Annotated in this window: 17 protein-coding genes; 3 read left to right on the top strand and 14 right to left on the bottom strand. The window is 62.8% G+C overall.

Annotation, left to right across the window (positions count from 1 at the left end; translation table 11 throughout):
- Nucleotides 1-282 precede the first annotated feature (282 nt).
- A complete protein-coding gene (gene metR, locus AC56DI_RS09710; RefSeq protein ID WP_496345966.1) occupies nucleotides 283-1,203 on the top strand; it encodes a transcriptional regulator MetR in 921 nt (306 codons plus the stop codon).
- 62 nt (nucleotides 1,204-1,265) lie between these two features.
- Here the strand turns inward: metR and AC56DI_RS09705 are convergent, their stop codons facing one another.
- The gene (locus AC56DI_RS09705; protein WP_496345965.1) at nucleotides 1,266-2,138 is read right to left on the bottom strand and encodes a hypothetical protein; all 873 of its coding nucleotides are present in this window, start codon (nucleotides 2,136-2,138) and stop codon (nucleotides 1,266-1,268) included.
- A 185-nt stretch (nucleotides 2,139-2,323) separates the two neighbouring features.
- On the opposite strand from AC56DI_RS09705, the gene AC56DI_RS09700 reads away from it, so the two are divergent.
- The gene (locus AC56DI_RS09700) at nucleotides 2,324-2,617 is read left to right on the top strand and encodes a DUF2845 domain-containing protein (RefSeq protein ID WP_496345964.1); all 294 of its coding nucleotides are present in this window, start codon (nucleotides 2,324-2,326) and stop codon (nucleotides 2,615-2,617) included.
- Nucleotides 2,618-2,626: 9 nt separating this feature from the next.
- On the opposite strand, the gene AC56DI_RS09695 is transcribed toward AC56DI_RS09700, so the two are convergent.
- From AC56DI_RS09695 to AC56DI_RS09665, 7 genes are all read right to left on the bottom strand, one after another.
- Nucleotides 2,627-3,970 (bottom strand): ATP-binding protein, encoded by a 1,344-nt coding sequence (locus tag AC56DI_RS09695; RefSeq protein ID WP_496345963.1) that lies wholly within the window; start codon nucleotides 3,968-3,970, stop codon nucleotides 2,627-2,629.
- Nucleotides 3,967-4,635: a response regulator transcription factor gene (locus tag AC56DI_RS09690; RefSeq protein ID WP_324518352.1), complete on the bottom strand. Its 669-nt coding sequence runs from the start codon at nucleotides 4,633-4,635 to the stop codon at nucleotides 3,967-3,969. Before AC56DI_RS09690 ends, AC56DI_RS09695 begins: the two co-directional genes overlap by 4 nt.
- A complete protein-coding gene (locus tag AC56DI_RS09685) occupies nucleotides 4,635-4,955 on the bottom strand; it encodes a PepSY domain-containing protein (protein WP_496345962.1) in 321 nt (106 codons plus the stop codon). Before AC56DI_RS09685 ends, AC56DI_RS09690 begins: the two co-directional genes overlap by 1 nt.
- Nucleotides 4,955-5,263 carry a PepSY domain-containing protein gene (locus tag AC56DI_RS09680; RefSeq protein WP_422588523.1) on the bottom strand — a complete coding sequence of 103 codons (309 nt, stop codon included), beginning with the start codon at nucleotides 5,261-5,263 and terminating at the stop codon, nucleotides 4,955-4,957. Before AC56DI_RS09680 ends, AC56DI_RS09685 begins: the two co-directional genes overlap by 1 nt.
- Nucleotides 5,264-5,351: 88 nt before the next feature.
- A complete protein-coding gene (locus tag AC56DI_RS09675; protein ID WP_496345961.1) occupies nucleotides 5,352-5,930 on the bottom strand; it encodes an NAD(P)H-dependent oxidoreductase in 579 nt (192 codons plus the stop codon).
- A gap of 57 nt (nucleotides 5,931-5,987) precedes the next feature.
- Nucleotides 5,988-6,398, bottom strand: a complete 411-nt coding sequence (locus tag AC56DI_RS09670) for a MerR family transcriptional regulator (RefSeq protein WP_496345960.1) — start codon at nucleotides 6,396-6,398, stop codon at nucleotides 5,988-5,990.
- A 6-nt stretch (nucleotides 6,399-6,404) separates the two neighbouring features.
- A complete protein-coding gene (locus AC56DI_RS09665) occupies nucleotides 6,405-6,617 on the bottom strand; it encodes a VF530 family protein (RefSeq protein WP_324518361.1) in 213 nt (70 codons plus the stop codon).
- Between the two features lie 164 nt (nucleotides 6,618-6,781).
- Between AC56DI_RS09665 and nadE the strand changes: the two genes are divergently transcribed.
- On the top strand, nucleotides 6,782-7,609 hold the full coding sequence (gene nadE, locus AC56DI_RS09660; protein WP_496345959.1) for an NAD(+) synthase: 828 nt from the start codon (nucleotides 6,782-6,784) through the stop codon (nucleotides 7,607-7,609).
- A 74-nt stretch (nucleotides 7,610-7,683) separates the two neighbouring features.
- Here nadE and AC56DI_RS09655 read toward each other — a convergent pair whose 3' ends face one another.
- The 6 genes from AC56DI_RS09655 to putA form a co-directional block, all read right to left on the bottom strand.
- Nucleotides 7,684-8,100 carry a group I truncated hemoglobin gene (locus AC56DI_RS09655; RefSeq protein ID WP_496345958.1) on the bottom strand — a complete coding sequence of 139 codons (417 nt, stop codon included), beginning with the start codon at nucleotides 8,098-8,100 and terminating at the stop codon, nucleotides 7,684-7,686.
- Between the two features lie 2 nt (nucleotides 8,101-8,102).
- On the bottom strand, nucleotides 8,103-8,942 hold the full coding sequence (locus AC56DI_RS09650; RefSeq protein ID WP_496345957.1) for a DUF3034 family protein: 840 nt from the start codon (nucleotides 8,940-8,942) through the stop codon (nucleotides 8,103-8,105).
- Nucleotides 8,939-11,293, bottom strand: coding sequence for a putative bifunctional diguanylate cyclase/phosphodiesterase (locus AC56DI_RS09645; protein WP_496345956.1), 2,355 nt, complete (start codon nucleotides 11,291-11,293; stop codon nucleotides 8,939-8,941). The genes AC56DI_RS09650 and AC56DI_RS09645 overlap by 4 nt, the downstream gene beginning before the upstream one ends.
- On the bottom strand, nucleotides 11,277-11,966 hold the full coding sequence (locus AC56DI_RS09640; RefSeq protein WP_496345955.1) for a methylamine utilization protein: 690 nt from the start codon (nucleotides 11,964-11,966) through the stop codon (nucleotides 11,277-11,279). Before AC56DI_RS09640 ends, AC56DI_RS09645 begins: the two co-directional genes overlap by 17 nt.
- Before the next feature lie 170 nt (nucleotides 11,967-12,136).
- Complete coding sequence (putP, locus tag AC56DI_RS09635) at nucleotides 12,137-13,630, bottom strand: sodium/proline symporter PutP (RefSeq protein ID WP_496345954.1); 1,494 nt, start codon at nucleotides 13,628-13,630, stop codon at nucleotides 12,137-12,139.
- A 359-nt stretch (nucleotides 13,631-13,989) separates the two neighbouring features.
- A complete protein-coding gene (gene putA / locus AC56DI_RS09630; protein ID WP_496345953.1) occupies nucleotides 13,990-17,154 on the bottom strand; it encodes a bifunctional proline dehydrogenase/L-glutamate gamma-semialdehyde dehydrogenase PutA in 3,165 nt (1,054 codons plus the stop codon).
- Between the last annotated feature and the right edge of the window lie 128 nt (nucleotides 17,155-17,282).

The following is a 17,282-nucleotide window of genomic DNA, read 5'->3' as shown; positions in this document are numbered from 1 at the left end:
GAGGCTATTCTCGACAGAGCGCCTTAGTGAAACAAACTCAACCTATTCGCCTTGATCTATAGAATTACTCATGTTCTGTTAGGAGCCTGTCGGACTTGATCGTTCGTAGCGAGGGAAAGCCCGGTTTGAGGCAGTTTTTTCGGTTTTTCGAGGAGAATAGCCAGCTATTTGACGAGGAAAAGCGGGAAAAATGACCAAGTCCGGCTTTTCCGCAGTAGAACAGCATTAAGTCCGACAGACTCCTAATACCCACAGCAGATCTGCGCCACAGCGAGGCTCCCCATGCTTGAGTTACGCCACCTGAAAACCCTGCATGCCCTGCGCGAAACCGACAGTCTGGTGCTGGCCGCCGAGCGCCTGCACCTGACCCAGTCGGCGTTGTCGCACCAGTTCAAGGAGCTGGAGGAACGCCTCGGCCTGTCGCTGTTTATGCGCAAGACCAAACCCGTGCGCTTCACCAGCGCCGGCCTGCGCCTGCTGCAACTGGCCGACAGCCTGCTGCCACAACTGCGCAGCGCCGAACGGGACATGGCGCGCCTGGCCGGCGGCACCGCCGGACGCCTGCACATGGCGATCGAATGCCACAGTTGCTTCCAGTGGCTGATGCCGACCATCGACCAGTTTCGCGATGCCTGGCCCGAGGTCGAGCTGGACCTGGCCTCGGGGTTTTCCTTCGCCCCGCTGCCGGCCCTGGCGCGCGGCGACCTGGACCTGGTGGTGACCTCCGACCCAATCGAAATGGCCGGCATCACCTATGTGCCGCTGTTCACCTACGAAGCTTTGCTGGCGGTGGCCAACCAACATCCGCTGGCGAGTAAGGCGTTTATCCACGCCGAAGACCTGAGCACGGAAACCCTGATCACCTATCCGGTGGAGCGCGACCGTCTGGATATTTTCACCCGTTTTCTAGAGCCCGCCGACGTTGAGCCAGCCCAGGTGCGTACCTCAGAACTGACGGTGATGATGATGCAACTGGTGGCCAGCGGCCGTGGGGTTTGCGGCCTGCCCAACTGGGCATTGCACGAATACAGCTCGCGCGGTTACGTGACGGCCAAACGTTTGGGCGACAAGGGGCTGTTCGCCACCCTGTTTGCCGGGGTGCGCACCGACATGCTGGATGCGCCTTTTATGCGCGACTTCCTGCTGACGGCCAAGGACACCTCGTTTGCCAATCTGGAAGGGGTTAGCGTGGCCCGCGGCTGAGCCGCGCCGGGCTATCAGCCCAGGGGACTACACCCACTCGGCTGGTATCGAGGCACTGTGTCCTAAGGTGCAGGCAAACTGAGCGGCTGCTCGGCGCGCTGGCGCAGATAGGCCTCAATCCCAGCGCCATAGGCCTGATAACTTTCGACCGGCAGCCAGTGCCGGTACAACGCCAATACGGGCTCTGGTTGACTGAGGCGCGCACGCACGGCCGCGTCGATCCGCAGAGCCATAGCCCGGCCCCAGGCATTGCGTGTGCAGTAACTGCCGACCACCTGCAAGTCTGCGGCATCCGCCAGAGTGACACTGCGCAAGGGTACGCTCTCAGGGTTGCTGCGGGCGTAGTTCACCACCGTGCTGGGGTACTCGAAGGTGTAGTCAAAACGCTGATGGCTCAGCATGCGCAAGGTGCGATCGGTGCTAGCCGCAATAGATACCGCAATCAGGTTGGACGGCGGCCGCGCTGACAGACGTGCCTGCAAAGCAGGTGGATAGCTGCGCTGGGGAAAGAAGCCGCCGCGCAGGTCAGCGGCAAGCAACTCATCAACCCACAGACGGCCATCACGCAGTGGCAAGCGCCCATAGGTCTCGGCACGCACGACCACCTGCATAGGCGGTGTAATCAGATAAGGGATGAAATAACCAATGCGGTCGCGCTCGGGACTGCGCAAATTGGCCGAGGAACAGAGGTTGCGTCCTTCGGCCATGTTCTTCTGCATACGCATGAGATTGCCTAGCTCATAGCTGACCTGCACCTCCTCAAGGTGAGGCTCGATCATGCGCAAATACTCGTACACCAATCCGTCGTAAGGCTTGCCGTCGCGCAGGTTCACCGCGCCAGGCATGGCAAACAGTACCCATGGCAGAGGTTCAGCCAGCACCGGCTGCTGGCAGCAACCGAGCAAGACCAACCCCACCAGCGCACCACGCCCCATAGCACCCTCCTCCGTCCCTCAGCAGACCGCCCGGCCACTCCTTTGCTGAGCCTAGGCCAGTGCCGCCGCCATGGCCACGGGCAACGTCGGTAACAGCCCCTAGTGCAGCCAAGGGCAACAGCCTATATTGCGCAAACGTCATGGCGAGTCATGGCGCTTTACCCTCACCGCACAAAGGATTTGCAATGAAACGCGCGCTTTATAGCCTGGCTTTACCCCTGATGGTGTTGGCTGTGGATGCCTCTGCCGCGACCTTTCGCTGCGGCAGCAAGCTGGTCAGCGACGGTGATCGCAGCAGCGAAGTCGAGAACAAATGTGGCGCGCCCGTTAACCGCAGCATGGTCGGTTATACCGAGACGCCTAACGGCAACATCGGCCTGCAGGTCGAGGAATGGGTCTATGGCCCGACCAACGGCATGACCTACTACCTGCGCTTCGAAGGCGGTCGTCTGACCTCGGTGGAAAGCAAGCGCCAGTAAAGCTGCAATTCAACCCTGCGCGGTGCTGCGCTTACTGCCAGCACCGCGACTCAGCTCAATCGCCACACGCAAGCCACCCAGAGGGCTGTCCTGTAATTGCAGGCTGCCGCCCCAGGCCTCGACACTGTCGCGCACCACGCCCAGGCCCAGACCATGCCCGGCCACCTGCTCATCCAGGCGAGTGCCACGCTCGAGCACCGCGTCGCGCTGGGCTACGGCAATCCCCGGCCCATCATCGTCCACCCACAGGCAATAGCGTCCGTCCGCCAGGCTGATCTGCAGCTGCACGCGGCTGGCCGCCCATTTACAGGCGTTGTCCAGCAGGTTACCGAGTACTTCCAGCAGGTCCTCACGGTCCCACGGCAGGCGCAAGCCCGGTGGTGCCTGCCAGCTCAGCTGCAGGTCGCGAGGATGAATCAGCGCCAGGGTACTGAACAGCCCCGGCAACTCAGCAGCGCATTCGAACTGCGCACCAGGCAACACCTCGCCAGACAACCGCGCCCGCGCCAATTCGCGGGCCAGACGCTGATTGATCTGCGCCAACTGCTCGCGCAGGGTTGCCTGCAACTCGGGATGGGCATTCAACTCCGCGCGCCCAGCCAGGCTGAGCAACACCGCCAGCGGGGTTTTCAGGGCATGGCCGAGGTTGCCGATGGCATGCCGCGAACGGGTCAGGGTGTCACTGGTATGACTGAGCAGATGGTTGATCTGCGCCACCAGAGGCTCCAGCTCCTGCGGCACCTGGGTTTCCAGCTGCGCACGCTGACCGTCCTGTAACTGGGCGATCTGCTGGCGCGCTTGCTCCAGAGGCCGCAAGGCATTGCGTACAGTGAGCCGCTGCAGAAATAGCACCAGCAGCAATCCTGCCAGGCCCAGGCCCAGGCCAATGTATTGCACCCGGCGAAAGCTGCTCAGCAGCGGGCTGTAGTCTTCTGCCACTGTGATCGACAGTGGCTGACCAAAGCGCCGGTAATCACCCCGCAGGACCAACAACTGCTGGCCTTGGGGGCCCTCAACCAGGGCTTTCTGCAAACCGGACTCGGCCGGTTTAGCCAGATCGTGATCCCACAGTGAGCGCGAGCGCCAGACCTGCCCCAGCGCCTCGACACGATAATAATGCCCGGAAAGTGGCCGACTATAGCTGGGCGTAAGCCGCTGCGGATCAAGCTGCGGGCCGGCAGCGCCACGGTTGATGGACACGAGCAAGCCTTCCGCTTCGTTGCGCAGGCCCACTTCCAGGTAACGGCGCAGGCCCAGCTCGAACAGCCACAGGCTGGTTTGCGCCAGCAACAAGCCGACCACCAGCAACACGCCAAACAAACCCAGGCTCAGGCGCCGCTGGATCGACTTCATCCGCCGACACCGGTAAAGCGATAACCCTGACCGCGCTTGGTTTCGATCACCTCACGGCCGAGCTTGCCGCGCAGGCGATTGACCTGCACTTCCAATACGTTGGAGTCGCGCTCGGTCTCGCCGTCGTACATATGCTCGGCCAGGTGGCTTTTGGACAACAGCTGCTGCGGGTGCAGCATGAAATAGCGCAATAGACGAAACTCAGCGGCGGTCAGCTCGATCACCTCAGCGCCGCGACTGACGCACTGACGACTTTCATCCAGTTGTAAGCCGGCGGCCTGCAGTTGCGGCTGATTGGCCAGGCCATGGGCACGGCGCAGCAAACCCTGGATGCGCAACAGCAACTCTTGCGGGTGAAAAGGTTTGCTCAAGTAATCGTCGGCGCCGGTCTGCAGCCCCTCGATGCGTTCAGCCCATGAGCTGCGCGCAGTGAGGATCAGCACCGGAGTAACCAGGCCACCAGCGCGCCACTCACGCAACACCTCAAGCCCCGGTTTGCCAGGCAAGCCGAGGTCGAGAATGATCAAGTCATAGGGCTCAGTAGCACCCTGGTACGCCGCATCACGGCCGTCCGCCAGCCAGTCCACGGCATAACCTTGCTGGGTCAGGCTGGCGAGCAACTCGTCCGCCAACGGTACATGGTCTTCCACCAACAACAGGCGCATCAGTCGTCTTCCTTGTCGCGCAGGATGCGACCATCGCGGGCATCCACATCCAGTTCACGGGCCACGCCGTCGACCGTCAGCAGCTCGATGTCATAGCGGTACTGACCGTGTTTTTCTTCCAGCTCAGCCTCCAGCAACTCGGCCCCGGGGTAACGCCCCAAGGCCGATTGCAACACCTGTTCCAGGCCCAGGATGGCGCCGCTCTGGCGTAAGCGCAGAGCTTCATCCTGATTCAGGTCGCGGGCGAAAGCCCGCGTACTGAGCAGCAGAACCGCCAGCACCAGCACGGTGATACCGCTATAGCGCACGAGCCATTTCATCAGTTGTCTTGATGGTCCTTGAGTACCTGGCCGTTAGTGGCATCCAGCTCCAGATCCCATTGCACGCCTTGGGCATCGCGCAGGTCCAGCTCGTAGATATAGCGCCCATTCTCCTGCTCCAGGTCGGTCTCTTCAATAACGCCGCCTGGGTGTTTGGCCAGGGCTGCGGCATTCAATTTCTCGAAGCTCTGAATGGTGCCGGCGTCACGCAGTTTCAGCGCTTCATCCGGGCCCAGGTCACGGGCTTGAGCGATACCGGCAGTGGCGGTCAGAGCAGCAATGGCGAACAGCGTAGTAAGCTTTTTCATGGTGGTTTCCTTGGTTTGCAGAAGCGTGATTGCTTTCGATGGGTTCAAGTTACCGGGCCTGGCTTAACTGAAACTGAATCTCAATATCTCACAAGCCGTCGGCCAATCGCGCGACCTTGACCAGCCAGCTCGCACGCAGCGCCGGCGAGCTGGAAATCAGCGGCCCAAAGGCCGCCACCTTAACCGGGGCAATGCCGCAAAACTCCAGGGTAGTCTTCTTCAGCTGCACAATCCCAGGCATGCGGTAGACCCAGCGGAAGTACCAGGGCGGCGTGTCCATGCTCACCAGTAACTGCGCCGAGCGGCCACGCAGCAACTGCTCGGGGAAGGCCTTGCCAGGGCGGTATTTGAAGGCAAAGCCGGGCAACAGGATACGGTCCAGAAAGCCCTTGAGCAGCGCCGGCACACTGCCCCACCAGATCGGGTAGGCGATCACCAGGTGCTCGGCCCACGCCACTGTAGCCTGCGCCGCCAGCAAGTCCGGTTCCAAGGCCTGAATCTGCCGATAGCCTTCATGTAGGCTCGGATCAAAATCCAGCTGCGCCAGGTGCACCATGCGCACCTCATGGCCACCCGCACGAGCCGCCTCGGCATAGCTGTCCGCCAGGGCCCCGCACCAACTGTCTGCCGCCGGATGCCCGACGATAACGGCTACTCGCTTGCCCATGCTGCCTGCTCCTGTGCTGTCGAGCAGCCAGCTTGAGGCTTGCCCCTAGGGGCAGAGTCAAGCCTCGCTCAACACCCGAGCGGGCGGCGCCAGATCGCACTGCGCCAGCACGGCGGGAGTCGTCTCCAGGCAGCCGAGAACCTCCTCACTGACCGCTTGCAAACGCAGGTCCAGGGCCTGCAAACGCGCCACCTCGCCGGCAATGCTGGCGCGTTTGCGGGCCAGCGCCTGGGCCAGCGCCAACCAGTCCGGTTCGCCCGTGCGCCCACCGAGCAATGCCACCAGCTCAGCCAGGCGAAAGCCCAACCCCTGCGCCTGGCGGATCAGCTGAACCTGCTGCAATTCAGCCTCGCGGTAATGCCGATAGGCGCCGGCACGCTCGACCCGGCCAAGCAGCCCCAAGCTCTCGTAATGACGAATCGCCTTGGCTGAGGCACCGGTCAAACGCGCGATCTCACCGATATACATGGCGGCTTACATGCGGTGCAGCTGGATATACAACGCCTCGACCTTGTCCCGCGCCCACGGCGTCTTGCGCAGAAAGGACAGGCTCGACTTGATGCTAGGGTCGTTCTTGAAGCAGCGCACATCCACCCGCTGCGCCAGCCCGTCCCAGCCATAGTGGGCCACCAACTGGGTCAACAGGGCTTCGAGGGTGATCCCATGCAGGGGGTTCTTGGCGTTCATCGACAGATACCTTGGCAAAAATGACAGAAGCGCAACAGGCCGCCAGCTTACCTGCTGCGGGAAAAGAGCGCATTCCGCCCGGCGCCGGTTCAACGTAAGCTTGCTTATCCGCCGTTTTCGGCCCGCCGTTGCGCGCCCCCGCGCCGCTCCCTGAGGACCCCGCCATGACCAATCGCCAAGCTGAAATCGCCGCCGCCCTGGACGTAGTGCCACCCTTTAGCGATGAGGCCGCGCTGCAGGCCGAAGTCGCCAAGCGCAAGGCCTTTATCAAGCAATGCCTGCGTAACGCCGGCCTGAAAGTGCTGGTACTGGGCATCAGCGGCGGCGTCGACTCGCTCACCGCCGGGCGTCTGGCGCAACTCAGCGTTGAAGAACTGCGCGAAGAAACCGGCGATGACAGCTATCGCTTTATCGCCGTACGTCTGCCCTACAACGTCCAACATGACGAACAGGATGCCCAGGATTCGCTGCGCTTTATCCGTGCCGACGTCGACGACTGCGTGAATATCGCCGCCAGCGTGCAAGGCCTGAGCGCTGCGGTCAGCGACCTGCAACCCCTGAGCGACGCACGCCGCGATTTCGTGGTCGGCAATATCAAGGCACGCATCCGCATGGTCGCCCAGTTCACCATCGCCAACGCCCACAACGGCCTGGTGATCGGCACCGACCACGCCGCTGAAGCGGTGATGGGCTTCTTCACCAAATTCGGTGACGGCGCCTGCGACTTGGCGCCACTGAGCGGCCTGGTCAAAGGCCAAGTACGCGCCATCGCCAAATACCTGGGCGCACCGGAACACCTGGTATTCAAAGTGCCAACGGCGGACCTGGAAGAACTGCGCCCCGGCAAACCGGACGAGGAATCCCACGGCGTCAGCTATGCCGAAATCGATGCCTTCCTGCACGGCCAACCGGTCAGCGACGAGGCCTACGCCATCATCGTGCGCACCTACGACAACAGCCGCCACAAGCGCGAACTGCCGCTGGCACCTTGATAGGTCGGGACTGGATCTAAGGCGCGAGCGGCAACGACTTCGCGGTCAAGACTGCGCCGACGCGAGCAGCACTGTTAGCGCTTGATGATCTGCCCACGCATTGGCGCCAGGCGCGCCAACAAGCGATTTTGTACGGGCACCGGCACGCCTTGGGTTTCCATGGCGGCGATCAGGTCTTCCACCAGGGCATTGAAGTCGCTGCGGGTGAGTTTGAGGCCCTTGTGCACCTCCTCCATGCTGTCGCCGCTGCGCTGGCAAGGACCACCCGTTTCAACGCAGAGTTGCTGCACCAGCTTGTCACGCAACAGGGTGATATCGACGTTGGCAAAGTGGTCGACGATGCGCGGGTCCTTGGCGATATTGAGCAACATGCCTTCGACAATCCGCGTCAGCCCGGCTTGCTCGCCCAAGTTCTGGTACAGGCTCACATCGCGCGCCGGCATAGAGCTGCAGGCGCTGAGCAACAGGCAGATCAACAACACTCGCCGCATGCTTAAAAACTCCCCTGCACAGATAAATACGGACCGTTCTGGTTACTCTGCCCGGCGATATCACCCAACTGCGCCCAGGCCAGCACCAGCGCTAGGTGCTTGTTGGGGAAATAGCCGACGAACACATCGGACCAGTCATTTTCCTTGGCAAAACCGAGGTTGTCGGGCTTCTGCCGGTATTCCGCGCCCAGCACCCAGCGCGGATTGAACAGCACCGCCAGGGAAGCCTCCGCCAGCAGCTCGCGCTGATCATTGGTATCGCCACCAAAGCCCAGCAAACCCAGCTGATTGGCCCGGCTGTAACGCACCCCGCCGTTGAGCAGCAGGTTGTAGCCAAAGGCGCCGCCGAGCAGCAGCCGACTGGCCTGCACATACGCCTCAGTGTCTTCGTCGCGGCGGGCGCCGACCAGTTCGGGGATCAGAAAGTTCTGCTGTTGCTTGTGCTGCACACCCAGCGACACCTGCGGCAACTGGTCATACAAGAGGTCGCCGAACAGGCGCACCTTGAGACCGAAAACATCCTGATTGAGGCTGCTGTCGGGCAGGTGCAGGCTGCTGATATCCAGCCTCTGACGGGCGAAGGACAGCTCCACACGATTGTCCCAGGCGAGCGCGGCACCCGTCACATCCAGGCGGTAATCCTGGCTGTCGACGTGGGTAGCAAAAGCCGTGGCGCCCCACTCGCCGGCCTCGCCATAACCGGCCAGCACCGCCCAGGGAGTAATCCCCCCACCCGCGGCGCCCTCAAGGCTGCTGGCGCCCCCCGTGGCCAGCAACCGACCGTCAGCGGCGGCAAGCAGCGGCAGCGCACTGAAGGCCAGCACAGCAAGGGTATGTTTCATCGTTCTGTCTCGCGTAATAACAGCGGATTGAGCGGTTGGCCGTGCCAGGTTTCAAATGCTTCGGCGCTCAGCGGCCGGCTGATCAGGTAACCCTGTACGGTGTCGCAACCCCAGCGCTCCAGCAGGCGCAAGCTGCGCTCGTACTCGACGCCTTCGGCCACCACCTTCAGGCCGAGGCTGTGGCTCATGTCGATGGTGGAGCGGACGATCACCGCGTCCTCACTGGCTTCGTCCAGGTCACGGATAAAGGACTGGTCGATTTTCAACTCCTGCACCGGCATGCGCTTGAGCTGCGACAACGACGAATAGCCGGTGCCGAAGTCGTCCACCGACAGGCTGATGCCCAGCCCGCGCAGCTGCTGCAGAATCGTCAGGGCCTGCTCCGGATTACCCATCACTGCGCTTTCGGTGACCTCGAAAATCAGCTGCTCGGCCGGCACCCGATACTGCTGCAGCAACTTCCCGACCCGCGCCGCCAGGTGCAGGTCGTGCAAATCGTCGGCAGAGATATTCAGCGACAGCTGCAATCGCAAGCCACGCTCGGCCCAGACCTGCAACTGACGCAGGGCTTCTTCGATCACCCAGGCGGTCAGCGCCTGGATGCTGCCAGTGCGTTCGGCCAGCGGGATAAATTCTCCCGGCGAAACCATGCCATATTGCGGGTGCAGCCAGCGCAGCAAGGCCTCGGCCTGCTCGACCCGGCCACTGCTCAGGCTCAGCTTGGCCTGGTAATGCAGTTGCAGCTCGCCATTGCCCGGCGCCCGGCGCAGGTCCCGGATCAGGTTGACCTGGCGCTGATGGGCATCATCGCGGCCCTGTTGATACACCTGCAGGCGGCCCGGCAGCTGAGCGGCATCGTGCATGGCGATGCTGGCGCGGCGCACCAACTCTTCGGCCGTTTCGCCGTCTAGGGGATAGGCGGCGATGCCAATCCGGCAGTCCAGCTTCATCTCCACATTGACGATTCGCAGGGGCTGGGCCAGCCCCTGTTGCAAGCGGTCGGCAATCGCCACCGCACTGTCGCTGTCGGCATGCTCCAGCAACAACAGGAACTCGTCGGCCAGCAGCCGCGCCAGGCTGTCACCGGGGCGCAGGCTGCCCTGCAGGCGCTGGCTGAGCTGCTGCAACACCTGATCACTGCTGGCCGCACCATAGTGCTCGTTGATGCTCTGAAAGTTGCCGATGCCCAGGTACAGCAGTGCCACCGGCCGCCCGGCGGCAATCGCGCTGCCCAGGCGCTCCAGCAGGAGCGTGCGGTTGGGCAAGCCGGTCAGGCTATCGTGCAGAGCATTGTGGGCCAGCTGCCGTTCACGCTCGGCGATCCCCGCCTGCATGCGGGTGAGAGCCTGGGCCAGCAGCCCAAGTTCATCACGACGCTGCACCGCCGGCACCGCCTGATAGTCGCCCTGGCCCACACGTTCGGCCACCCGTGCCAGCTCGCGCACCGGCTGGGAGACGTTACGGGCCAGCAGCAAGGCGCCGATCAGCGACGCCAGCAAAGCACCCACGGCAATCAGCAGAATGTTCTGGTCCAGCGGCGCAAACGCCTGCATGGCCTGGTTCAACGAGCTGTGCAGGAACGCCTGCACCTGATAGTCGCCCGCCTCGGCCAGGGGCAATTGTTTGGTCAGGTAATGCTGGCCGGCAAAGTCCAGGTCCTCCAGGTCGCCCGCACGGGTCGCCGGCGTACTCAACGCGCGCATGCCGGCGCCCTGCTCGGCGTTCAGGGTGGTTACCAACGGCCCTTGACGGCCTTGGTCAAAGGCAATGAACGACACCTCCAGATTGGTCAGCTCGCGCAGCTCACGGGCGAATGCCTGATCCATGCGAAACCCCATCACCACCCGGGCAATCGGCAGCGGCGCCAACACGGGGGCCTCGACCAGCAAATGGGGCTCGCCGTTCAGGGCCACGATCAGGTTCGACTGGCCGCGCTGGCGCGCCTGCAACAACGACTGGCTGTAACGGAACGGGCTGCCGGCGGCGAAACCTTCGACACTGGAAACCAGCACTCTGCCGTCCAGGCCCAGCAACAGCACTTCACTGGCACTGATGCGCGCGCCATGATTGGCCAGCACCGAGCGGATGGTGGCGCTGTCATCGCTGGCCACCGCATCTTTGAAACCGAAGTCAGCAGACAGCACCTGCAAGGCGTCGCGCAGTTGGCGACCGCGGGTGTCCAGCAAGCGTTCAAAGACCCGCGCACCGACGCCAAGTTGCGCCACCGCCTGCTGTTTGACCGCCGCCCCGGTGGCCACCTGCACGGCGAAGTACAACGAACCCACCACCAGTAACAGCAGCAGGATCAGCACCGTGGCGATGCGCGCCTGAAAACTATCTGCGATCTTCATCAACAGCCTTTTTGAAGGCGTCACCAAAGGCCGACGCGGGCGCAGCCGGCGGCGTGGCAACGGGGGTACTGCCCAGGGAAACCGGCAGGCTGAGCTGCAAGCCCGCCGCCGGCAGCTCGATATCCGCCCCCGCCTGGGGCAACAGATCGGTCATCTGCGGATGCCAAAGGGTCACCTGATAACGACCGGAGGGCAGTGAGTCGATATGCAGCGTGCCGGTCTCGTCACTGACGGCGAACCAGGGGTCATCAGTGACGTAGATATAGCCCACCATCCAGTCGTGAATATTGCAGCCCAGCACCACCAACCCTGGTTTATCGAAGAGCACAGGCTCTGACGGCGTGCCTTTGTAAAGACGCAGCTCAAAGCGTTTGGCCGGGGAAAAGGAATACACCTGATGGCGGATATCATCGCGATTTGGGAAGCTCACCCGCGTGCCGCTGCGTACCGCCAGCACCGCCGGCAAAAACTGCTTCTGCACCTGATCCATGACCGCCGGCGCAGGGCTGGCTGCGCCGCCCTGGGGGCCGAGAAGGCTCAGCACCGCGTTGGCCAGCGGTTGCCCCTTTTGGTCCTTTAACTGCACCTGCAGGCTGGCGGCCCCAGCCGTGCTGACGCACAACAGCGCACTCGCCAGGCCCATTACACGCCATTGCCATCGTTTGAAAAACATATGCAGTACCCAGCAGCGAAACAGCGGGCATTGCGCCCGGTGGAATTTGCCCTAGTCGTCAGATTAGCCGCCCGTCGGCAGAAGAGCACGCACAAAGATCGCGCGCCCTGAATGCACAAAAGGCCGCCCGGCATGCATGCCGGGGCGGCCTTTTGCTTAGACGCTAAGGCTTAGCTTTGCGCTTGCTGATACTCCAGCTCAGCCGCGGCATAACGCTTGTGCATGGCGGCGGACGGGCCGGCGCCGATGCGGCTGAACAGCAGAATGCCGAGCGTGGCGAGGATAAAGCCCGGGATGATTTCGTACAGGCCGGTCCAGGCGAAGAAGTTCTTCCACAGGATCACCGTCAGCGCGCCCAGCAACATGCCGGCCAGGGCGCCGTTGCGGGTCATGCCCTTCCACAGCACCGAGAGAATCACCACCGGACCGAAAGCGGCACCGAAGCCGGCCCAGGCGTAGGAGACCAGGCCCAGTACGCGGTTATCCGGGTTGGCGGCCAGACCGATAGCAACCAAGGCAACCAGCAGCACCATGGCGCGACCGACCCAGACCAGTTCAAGCTGGCTGGCATTCTTGCGCAGGAAGGCTTTGTAGAAGTCTTCGGTCAGGGCACTGGAGCACACCAGCAACTGGCAGCTCAGGGTACTCATCACCGCAGCCAAAATGGCCGACAACAGCACGCCAGCGATCCACGGGTTGAACAGCAGCTTGGCCAATTCGATAAACACCCGCTCCGGGTTCTCGGCCACGGCGCCACCCAGTTCCGGGTGCACAGTAAAGTAGGCGATACCGAAGAAACCCACGGCGACCGCGCCACCCAGGCAGAGGATCATCCAGGTCATGGAGATGCGTCGTGCAGCAGGGATCGACTTGACCGAATCCGCCGCCATAAAGCGCGCGAGAATGTGCGGTTGGCCGAAGTAGCCCAGGCCCCAGGCCATCAGCGAGATCACGCCAACAAAGGTCGCGCCTTTGAGCATGTCGAAGCTGGTGGCGTCCTTCAGTTCAATGGCAGCGAAGGTGCTGTCCATGCCACCGGTGGCCACCAGCACCATCACGGGCGCGAGGATCAGGGCAAAGATCATCAAGGTGGCCTGCACGGTGTCAGTCCAGCTCACCGCCAGGAAGCCACCGATAAAGGTGTAGGCAATGGTCGCGGCGGCACCAGCCCACAGGGCGGTTTCGTAGCTCATGCCGAAGGTGCTTTCAAACAGACGCGCACCGGCCACCACGCCCGAAGCGCAGTAGATGGTGAAGAACACCAGAATCACCAGGGCCGAGAAAATCCGCAGCACGCGGCTGTGGTCCTCGAAACGGTTGCTGAAGTAGTCCGGCAGGGTCAAGGCGTTGCCGTTGTGCTCGGTCTGCACGCGCAGACGGCCAGCAACGAACAACCAGTTGAGGTAGGCACCGACGATCAAGCCGATAGCAATCCAGCCCTCCGACAGACCGGACATGTATACAGCGCCCGGCAAGCCCATCAGCAGCCAGCCGCTCATATCCGAAGCACCAGCCGACAAGGCGGTGACAAAACTGCCGAGGCTGCGGCCACCGAGAATGTAGTCAGACAGGTTGTTGGTCCGCAGATAGGCAAATAGGCCGATCAGGACCATGGCTGAGATATACACCACGAAGGTGATCAGCATGGGAGTACTAGCGGTCATCAGGGGATACCCTCGCAATTGTTGTTATGGCGCCGCGGCGGGTTGTCCGCAGGCATTTAATTGGCCATACAGCTGTTATCCGCTGCAGCGCTAGCGGCATGCCGTAGGAGCGGCTTCAGCCGCGAACTTCGCGGATAAATCCGCTCCTACAACTGCCCAATCGCACCCGCAACACACAACGTCGACATAGCCATTTAATCCACCCACTTGTGGCGGGTGTTACAGCGGTTGACGCCAAACAACGGCGTCAGATCACGCATGGCAATGCCTCTGACAGCAGAGGCAGCAGCACCGTAGCCCGGATGCAATCCGGGACCACGTGCGGTGAAGCGCCCCGGATTACATCCGGGCTACAACGGTTACGCGTCGTTCAACGACAGCAGCGAAGCGTTGCCGCCCACCGCCGTGGTATTGACCGAGGTGGTGCGTTCATTGGCAAAGCGCAGCAGGTAGCTCGGCCCACCGGCTTTTGGCCCGGTGCCGGACAGGCCGCAGCCGCCGAACGGTTGCACACCCACCACGGCACCGATCTGGTTGCGGTTGATGTACAGGTTGCCGACCCGCGCCTGGGCCTCAATGCGCTTGGCGGTTTCCTCGTTGCGGCTGTGCACGCCGAGGGTCAGGCCATAGCCGGTGGCGTTGATCGCGCCGACCACCGCATCCAGCTCGCTGGCGGCAAAGCGCACCAGGTGCAGGATGGGGCCGAAGTGTTCCTTGTTCAGCTCGTGAATGCCACCGATCTCGAACGCCACCGGGGCGACGAAATGACCGTCCAGGCCGCTCGGCAAGCGGGTTTCGGCAATCAGCTTGCCTGCACTCTTGAGCGTGGCGATATGGGCCAACAGACCGGCTTTGGCCTCGGCATCGATCACCGGACCGATGTCGTTTTCACGTTTCTCCGATGCGCCGACCTTCAGTTCAGCCATGGCGCCCTTGAGCAGGTCGATGACGCGCTCGGCGATATCGTCCTGCACATAGAGCACGCGCAGGGCCGAGCAACGCTGACCGGCGCTGGTGAAGGCCGACTGCACGGCATCCTTGACCACTTGCTCGGGCAACGCGGTGGAGTCGACGATCATGGCGTTTTGGCCGCCGGTTTCGGCGATCAGCGCGGCAATCGGGCCGGGCTTGTCGGCCAACTGGCGATTGATGATGCGCGCGGTGTCGGTGGAGCCGGTGAAGCACACACCCGCCACCCGAGCATCGCGGCAGAACACGCCACCCAGGGTGGCGCCGTCGCCCGGCAGGAAGGCGATCACGTCGGTCGGCAAGCCGGCTTCGAACATCAGCTCCAGGGTGCGGGCGGCAATCAGACTGGTCTGCTCGGCCGGCTTGGCCAGCACGCAGTTACCGGCCAACAGCGCGGCGCTGATCTGGCCCAGGTAAATGGCCAGCGGGAAGTTCCACGGGCTGACGCAGGCGAAAATGCCGCGGCCTTCGTGGAACAGTTCATTGCGCTCGCCGGTCGGGCCTTGCAGCTCCTCACGGCCCAGGCGCAGGCGGGCCTGCTGGGCGTAGTAACGGCAGAAATCCACCGCCTCACGCACTTCATCAATGCCGTCCTGCAGGGTCTTGCCGGCTTCCAGGGTGCAGAGAGCCATCAGCTCGCCGCGCTGGGCTTCAAGCAAATCGGCCAGACGCTCGAAGATCGCTGCACGCTGCTCAACCGGGGTGGCGTTCCAGCGCGGCCAAGCGACGGCCAGGGCGTCGAGGGCCTGGCCGGCTTGCGCGGCGCTGGCGAACTGGGCGGTGCCGAGCACCTTGCTCTGCTGGTACGGGCAGCGTACTTCCTGGGTGTAGCCGTTGAGCTTCTCGCCGTTGATCACCGGCGCGGCATGCCACTGACGGTTGAGGTGCGGTTGATAGGCAAGCTCAAGGGCCTGCATAGCAGCGGAGATATTCATGTTGAGGCCTTGGGAGTTTTTCCGTACGGAGCCAAACAGCGCCGGCGGCAGAGGGATTTTGTCATTAGCGAGGCTGGCGAACTTGCGCAGTTGCGTCACCGGGTGATCAATCAGGGACTCCACCGGCACACTCGGGTCGACCAACTGATGGACGAACGACGAGTTAGCGCCGTTTTCCAGCAGGCGACGCACCAGGTACGGCAGCAGGTCTTTGTGCGCGCCGACCGGGGCGTAGATGCGCACGGTCTGGCGGTGCTGCTCGATCACCGTGTCGTAGAGGGCATCGCCCATGCCGTGCAGGCGCTGGAACTCGAACTCGCGCGGCGTCTTGGCCGCGGCGGCCAGAGCCAGGATGCAGGTGACGGTGTGGGCGTTATGGCTGGCGAACTGCGGGTAGATCACCCCACGGGTGTGCTCACTCAACAGGTAACGGGCACAGGCCAGGTACGAGGTGTCGGTGCCTTCTTTGCGGGTGAAAACCGGGTAGCTGTCCAGGCCCCACTGCTGTGACTGCTTGATCTCGCTGTCCCAGTAGGCGCCTTTGACCAGGCGCAGCGGCATCTTCGCCCCCAGCTCTTTGCCCAGCAGGGTCAGCCACACCAGCACCGGCAGACAGCGTTTGGAGTACGCCTGCACCACCAGGCCGATCTCGCCCCAGCCTTGCAGGGCCGGCGCGCGCAGGAGTTTTTCGTACAACTCCAGGGACAGCTCCAGGCGGTCGGCTTCCTCGGCGTCGATGGATATACCCACATCGAGGGCGCGGGCGCGGGTGGCCAGCTCCAGCACATTGGCGAACAGCTCGGTCAGCACGCGCTCGCGCTGGGCCACTTCATAACGCGGGTGCAGCGCGGAAAGCTTGATCGAGATCGACGGCCGCGGCCCCGGACCGACTTGCGGCTCCTTGCCCACGGTGTCGATGGCCAGGCGGTAGTCGGCCATGTACTTCTCGGCGTCGGCCTGGGTCAGCGCGGCTTCGCCGAGCATGTCGAAGGAATAGCTGTAGCCCTTCTCACGCTGCGGACGACCATTTTTCAGCGCCTCGCTGATGTTGCGGCCGAGCACGAACTGCTTGCCCATCAGCTTCATGGCCTGGTTCATCGCCGCGCGAATCACCGGCTCGCCGGAGCGTTTGATCAGGCGGCCGATGACATTCTTCGGTGAGCCATCGGCGTTTTCTGCGTCGACCACCTTGCCAGTCATCACCAGGCCCCAGGCGGCAAAATTGACCAGCACGTTGTCGCTCTTGCCGAGGTGGCGTTCCCACTCGGCGGCATTCAGTTTGTCGCGGATCAGGGCGTCGGCCGTGGCGGCATCCGGCACCCGCAGCAAAGCCTCGGCCAGGCACATGAGCATCAGCCCTTCCTGGGTATCGAGGCTGTACTGACGAAGCAGTGCGTCGAGGGTATCGACGGCGTTGTCCCGGCTACGCACGTTGTCAATCAACGTACGGGCATTGCGGCGGATAGCCGCGACACCATCGTCACCGGGGTCGGCGAGCTGGAGCAGCTCGGTTAGATAGTTAGCCTCGTCGACGCCGTAATTGGCGCTGATGACGGGGAAAAACTCGGCAGCGGTCTTTGTGAGAACGTCGCCTTGCAAGACGTGGCTGGCTGTAAACATCACGCCTTTCCTCTTCTGGAGTCATTGTTGTCGGTCTAGCCCATAGCCACACAGGTGCAGGAACCATTGGCTCTAATGCACGCAACGCGGCGGGATAACGGACTCTAGTGACAGAGGGATGAAGGCTT

This window comes from Pseudomonas sp. BGA-UO-ETr-WB11, assembly GCF_059567785.1.
Note: the sequence above shows the minus strand (reverse complement) of the source record. Positions and strands in the feature narration are given on the sequence as shown.

What these genes read in the sequence shown, in the direction of transcription:
- metR (WP_496345966.1), top strand. Translation starts at nt 283, where the DNA reads ATGCTTGAGTTACGCCACCTGAAAACCCTGCATGCCCTGCGCGAAACC.
- AC56DI_RS09705 (WP_496345965.1), bottom strand. Translation starts at nt 2,138, where the DNA reads ATGGGGCGTGGTGCGCTGGTGGGGTTGGTCTTGCTCGGTTGCTGCCAG.
- AC56DI_RS09700 (WP_496345964.1), top strand. Translation starts at nt 2,324, where the DNA reads ATGAAACGCGCGCTTTATAGCCTGGCTTTACCCCTGATGGTGTTGGCT.
- AC56DI_RS09695 (WP_496345963.1), bottom strand. Translation starts at nt 3,970, where the DNA reads ATGAAGTCGATCCAGCGGCGCCTGAGCCTGGGTTTGTTTGGCGTGTTG.
- AC56DI_RS09690 (WP_324518352.1), bottom strand. Translation starts at nt 4,635, where the DNA reads ATGCGCCTGTTGTTGGTGGAAGACCATGTACCGTTGGCGGACGAGTTG.
- AC56DI_RS09685 (WP_496345962.1), bottom strand. Translation starts at nt 4,955, where the DNA reads ATGAAATGGCTCGTGCGCTATAGCGGTATCACCGTGCTGGTGCTGGCG.
- AC56DI_RS09680 (WP_422588523.1), bottom strand. Translation starts at nt 5,263, where the DNA reads ATGAAAAAGCTTACTACGCTGTTCGCCATTGCTGCTCTGACCGCCACT.
- AC56DI_RS09675 (WP_496345961.1), bottom strand. Translation starts at nt 5,930, where the DNA reads ATGGGCAAGCGAGTAGCCGTTATCGTCGGGCATCCGGCGGCAGACAGT.
- AC56DI_RS09670 (WP_496345960.1), bottom strand. Translation starts at nt 6,398, where the DNA reads ATGTATATCGGTGAGATCGCGCGTTTGACCGGTGCCTCAGCCAAGGCG.
- AC56DI_RS09665 (WP_324518361.1), bottom strand. Translation starts at nt 6,617, where the DNA reads ATGAACGCCAAGAACCCCCTGCATGGGATCACCCTCGAAGCCCTGTTG.
- nadE (WP_496345959.1), top strand. Translation starts at nt 6,782, where the DNA reads ATGACCAATCGCCAAGCTGAAATCGCCGCCGCCCTGGACGTAGTGCCA.
- AC56DI_RS09655 (WP_496345958.1), bottom strand. Translation starts at nt 8,100, where the DNA reads ATGCGGCGAGTGTTGTTGATCTGCCTGTTGCTCAGCGCCTGCAGCTCT.
- AC56DI_RS09650 (WP_496345957.1), bottom strand. Translation starts at nt 8,942, where the DNA reads ATGAAACATACCCTTGCTGTGCTGGCCTTCAGTGCGCTGCCGCTGCTT.
- AC56DI_RS09645 (WP_496345956.1), bottom strand. Translation starts at nt 11,293, where the DNA reads ATGAAGATCGCAGATAGTTTTCAGGCGCGCATCGCCACGGTGCTGATC.
- AC56DI_RS09640 (WP_496345955.1), bottom strand. Translation starts at nt 11,966, where the DNA reads ATGTTTTTCAAACGATGGCAATGGCGTGTAATGGGCCTGGCGAGTGCG.
- putP (WP_496345954.1), bottom strand. Translation starts at nt 13,630, where the DNA reads ATGACCGCTAGTACTCCCATGCTGATCACCTTCGTGGTGTATATCTCA.
- putA (WP_496345953.1), bottom strand. Translation starts at nt 17,154, where the DNA reads ATGTTTACAGCCAGCCACGTCTTGCAAGGCGACGTTCTCACAAAGACC.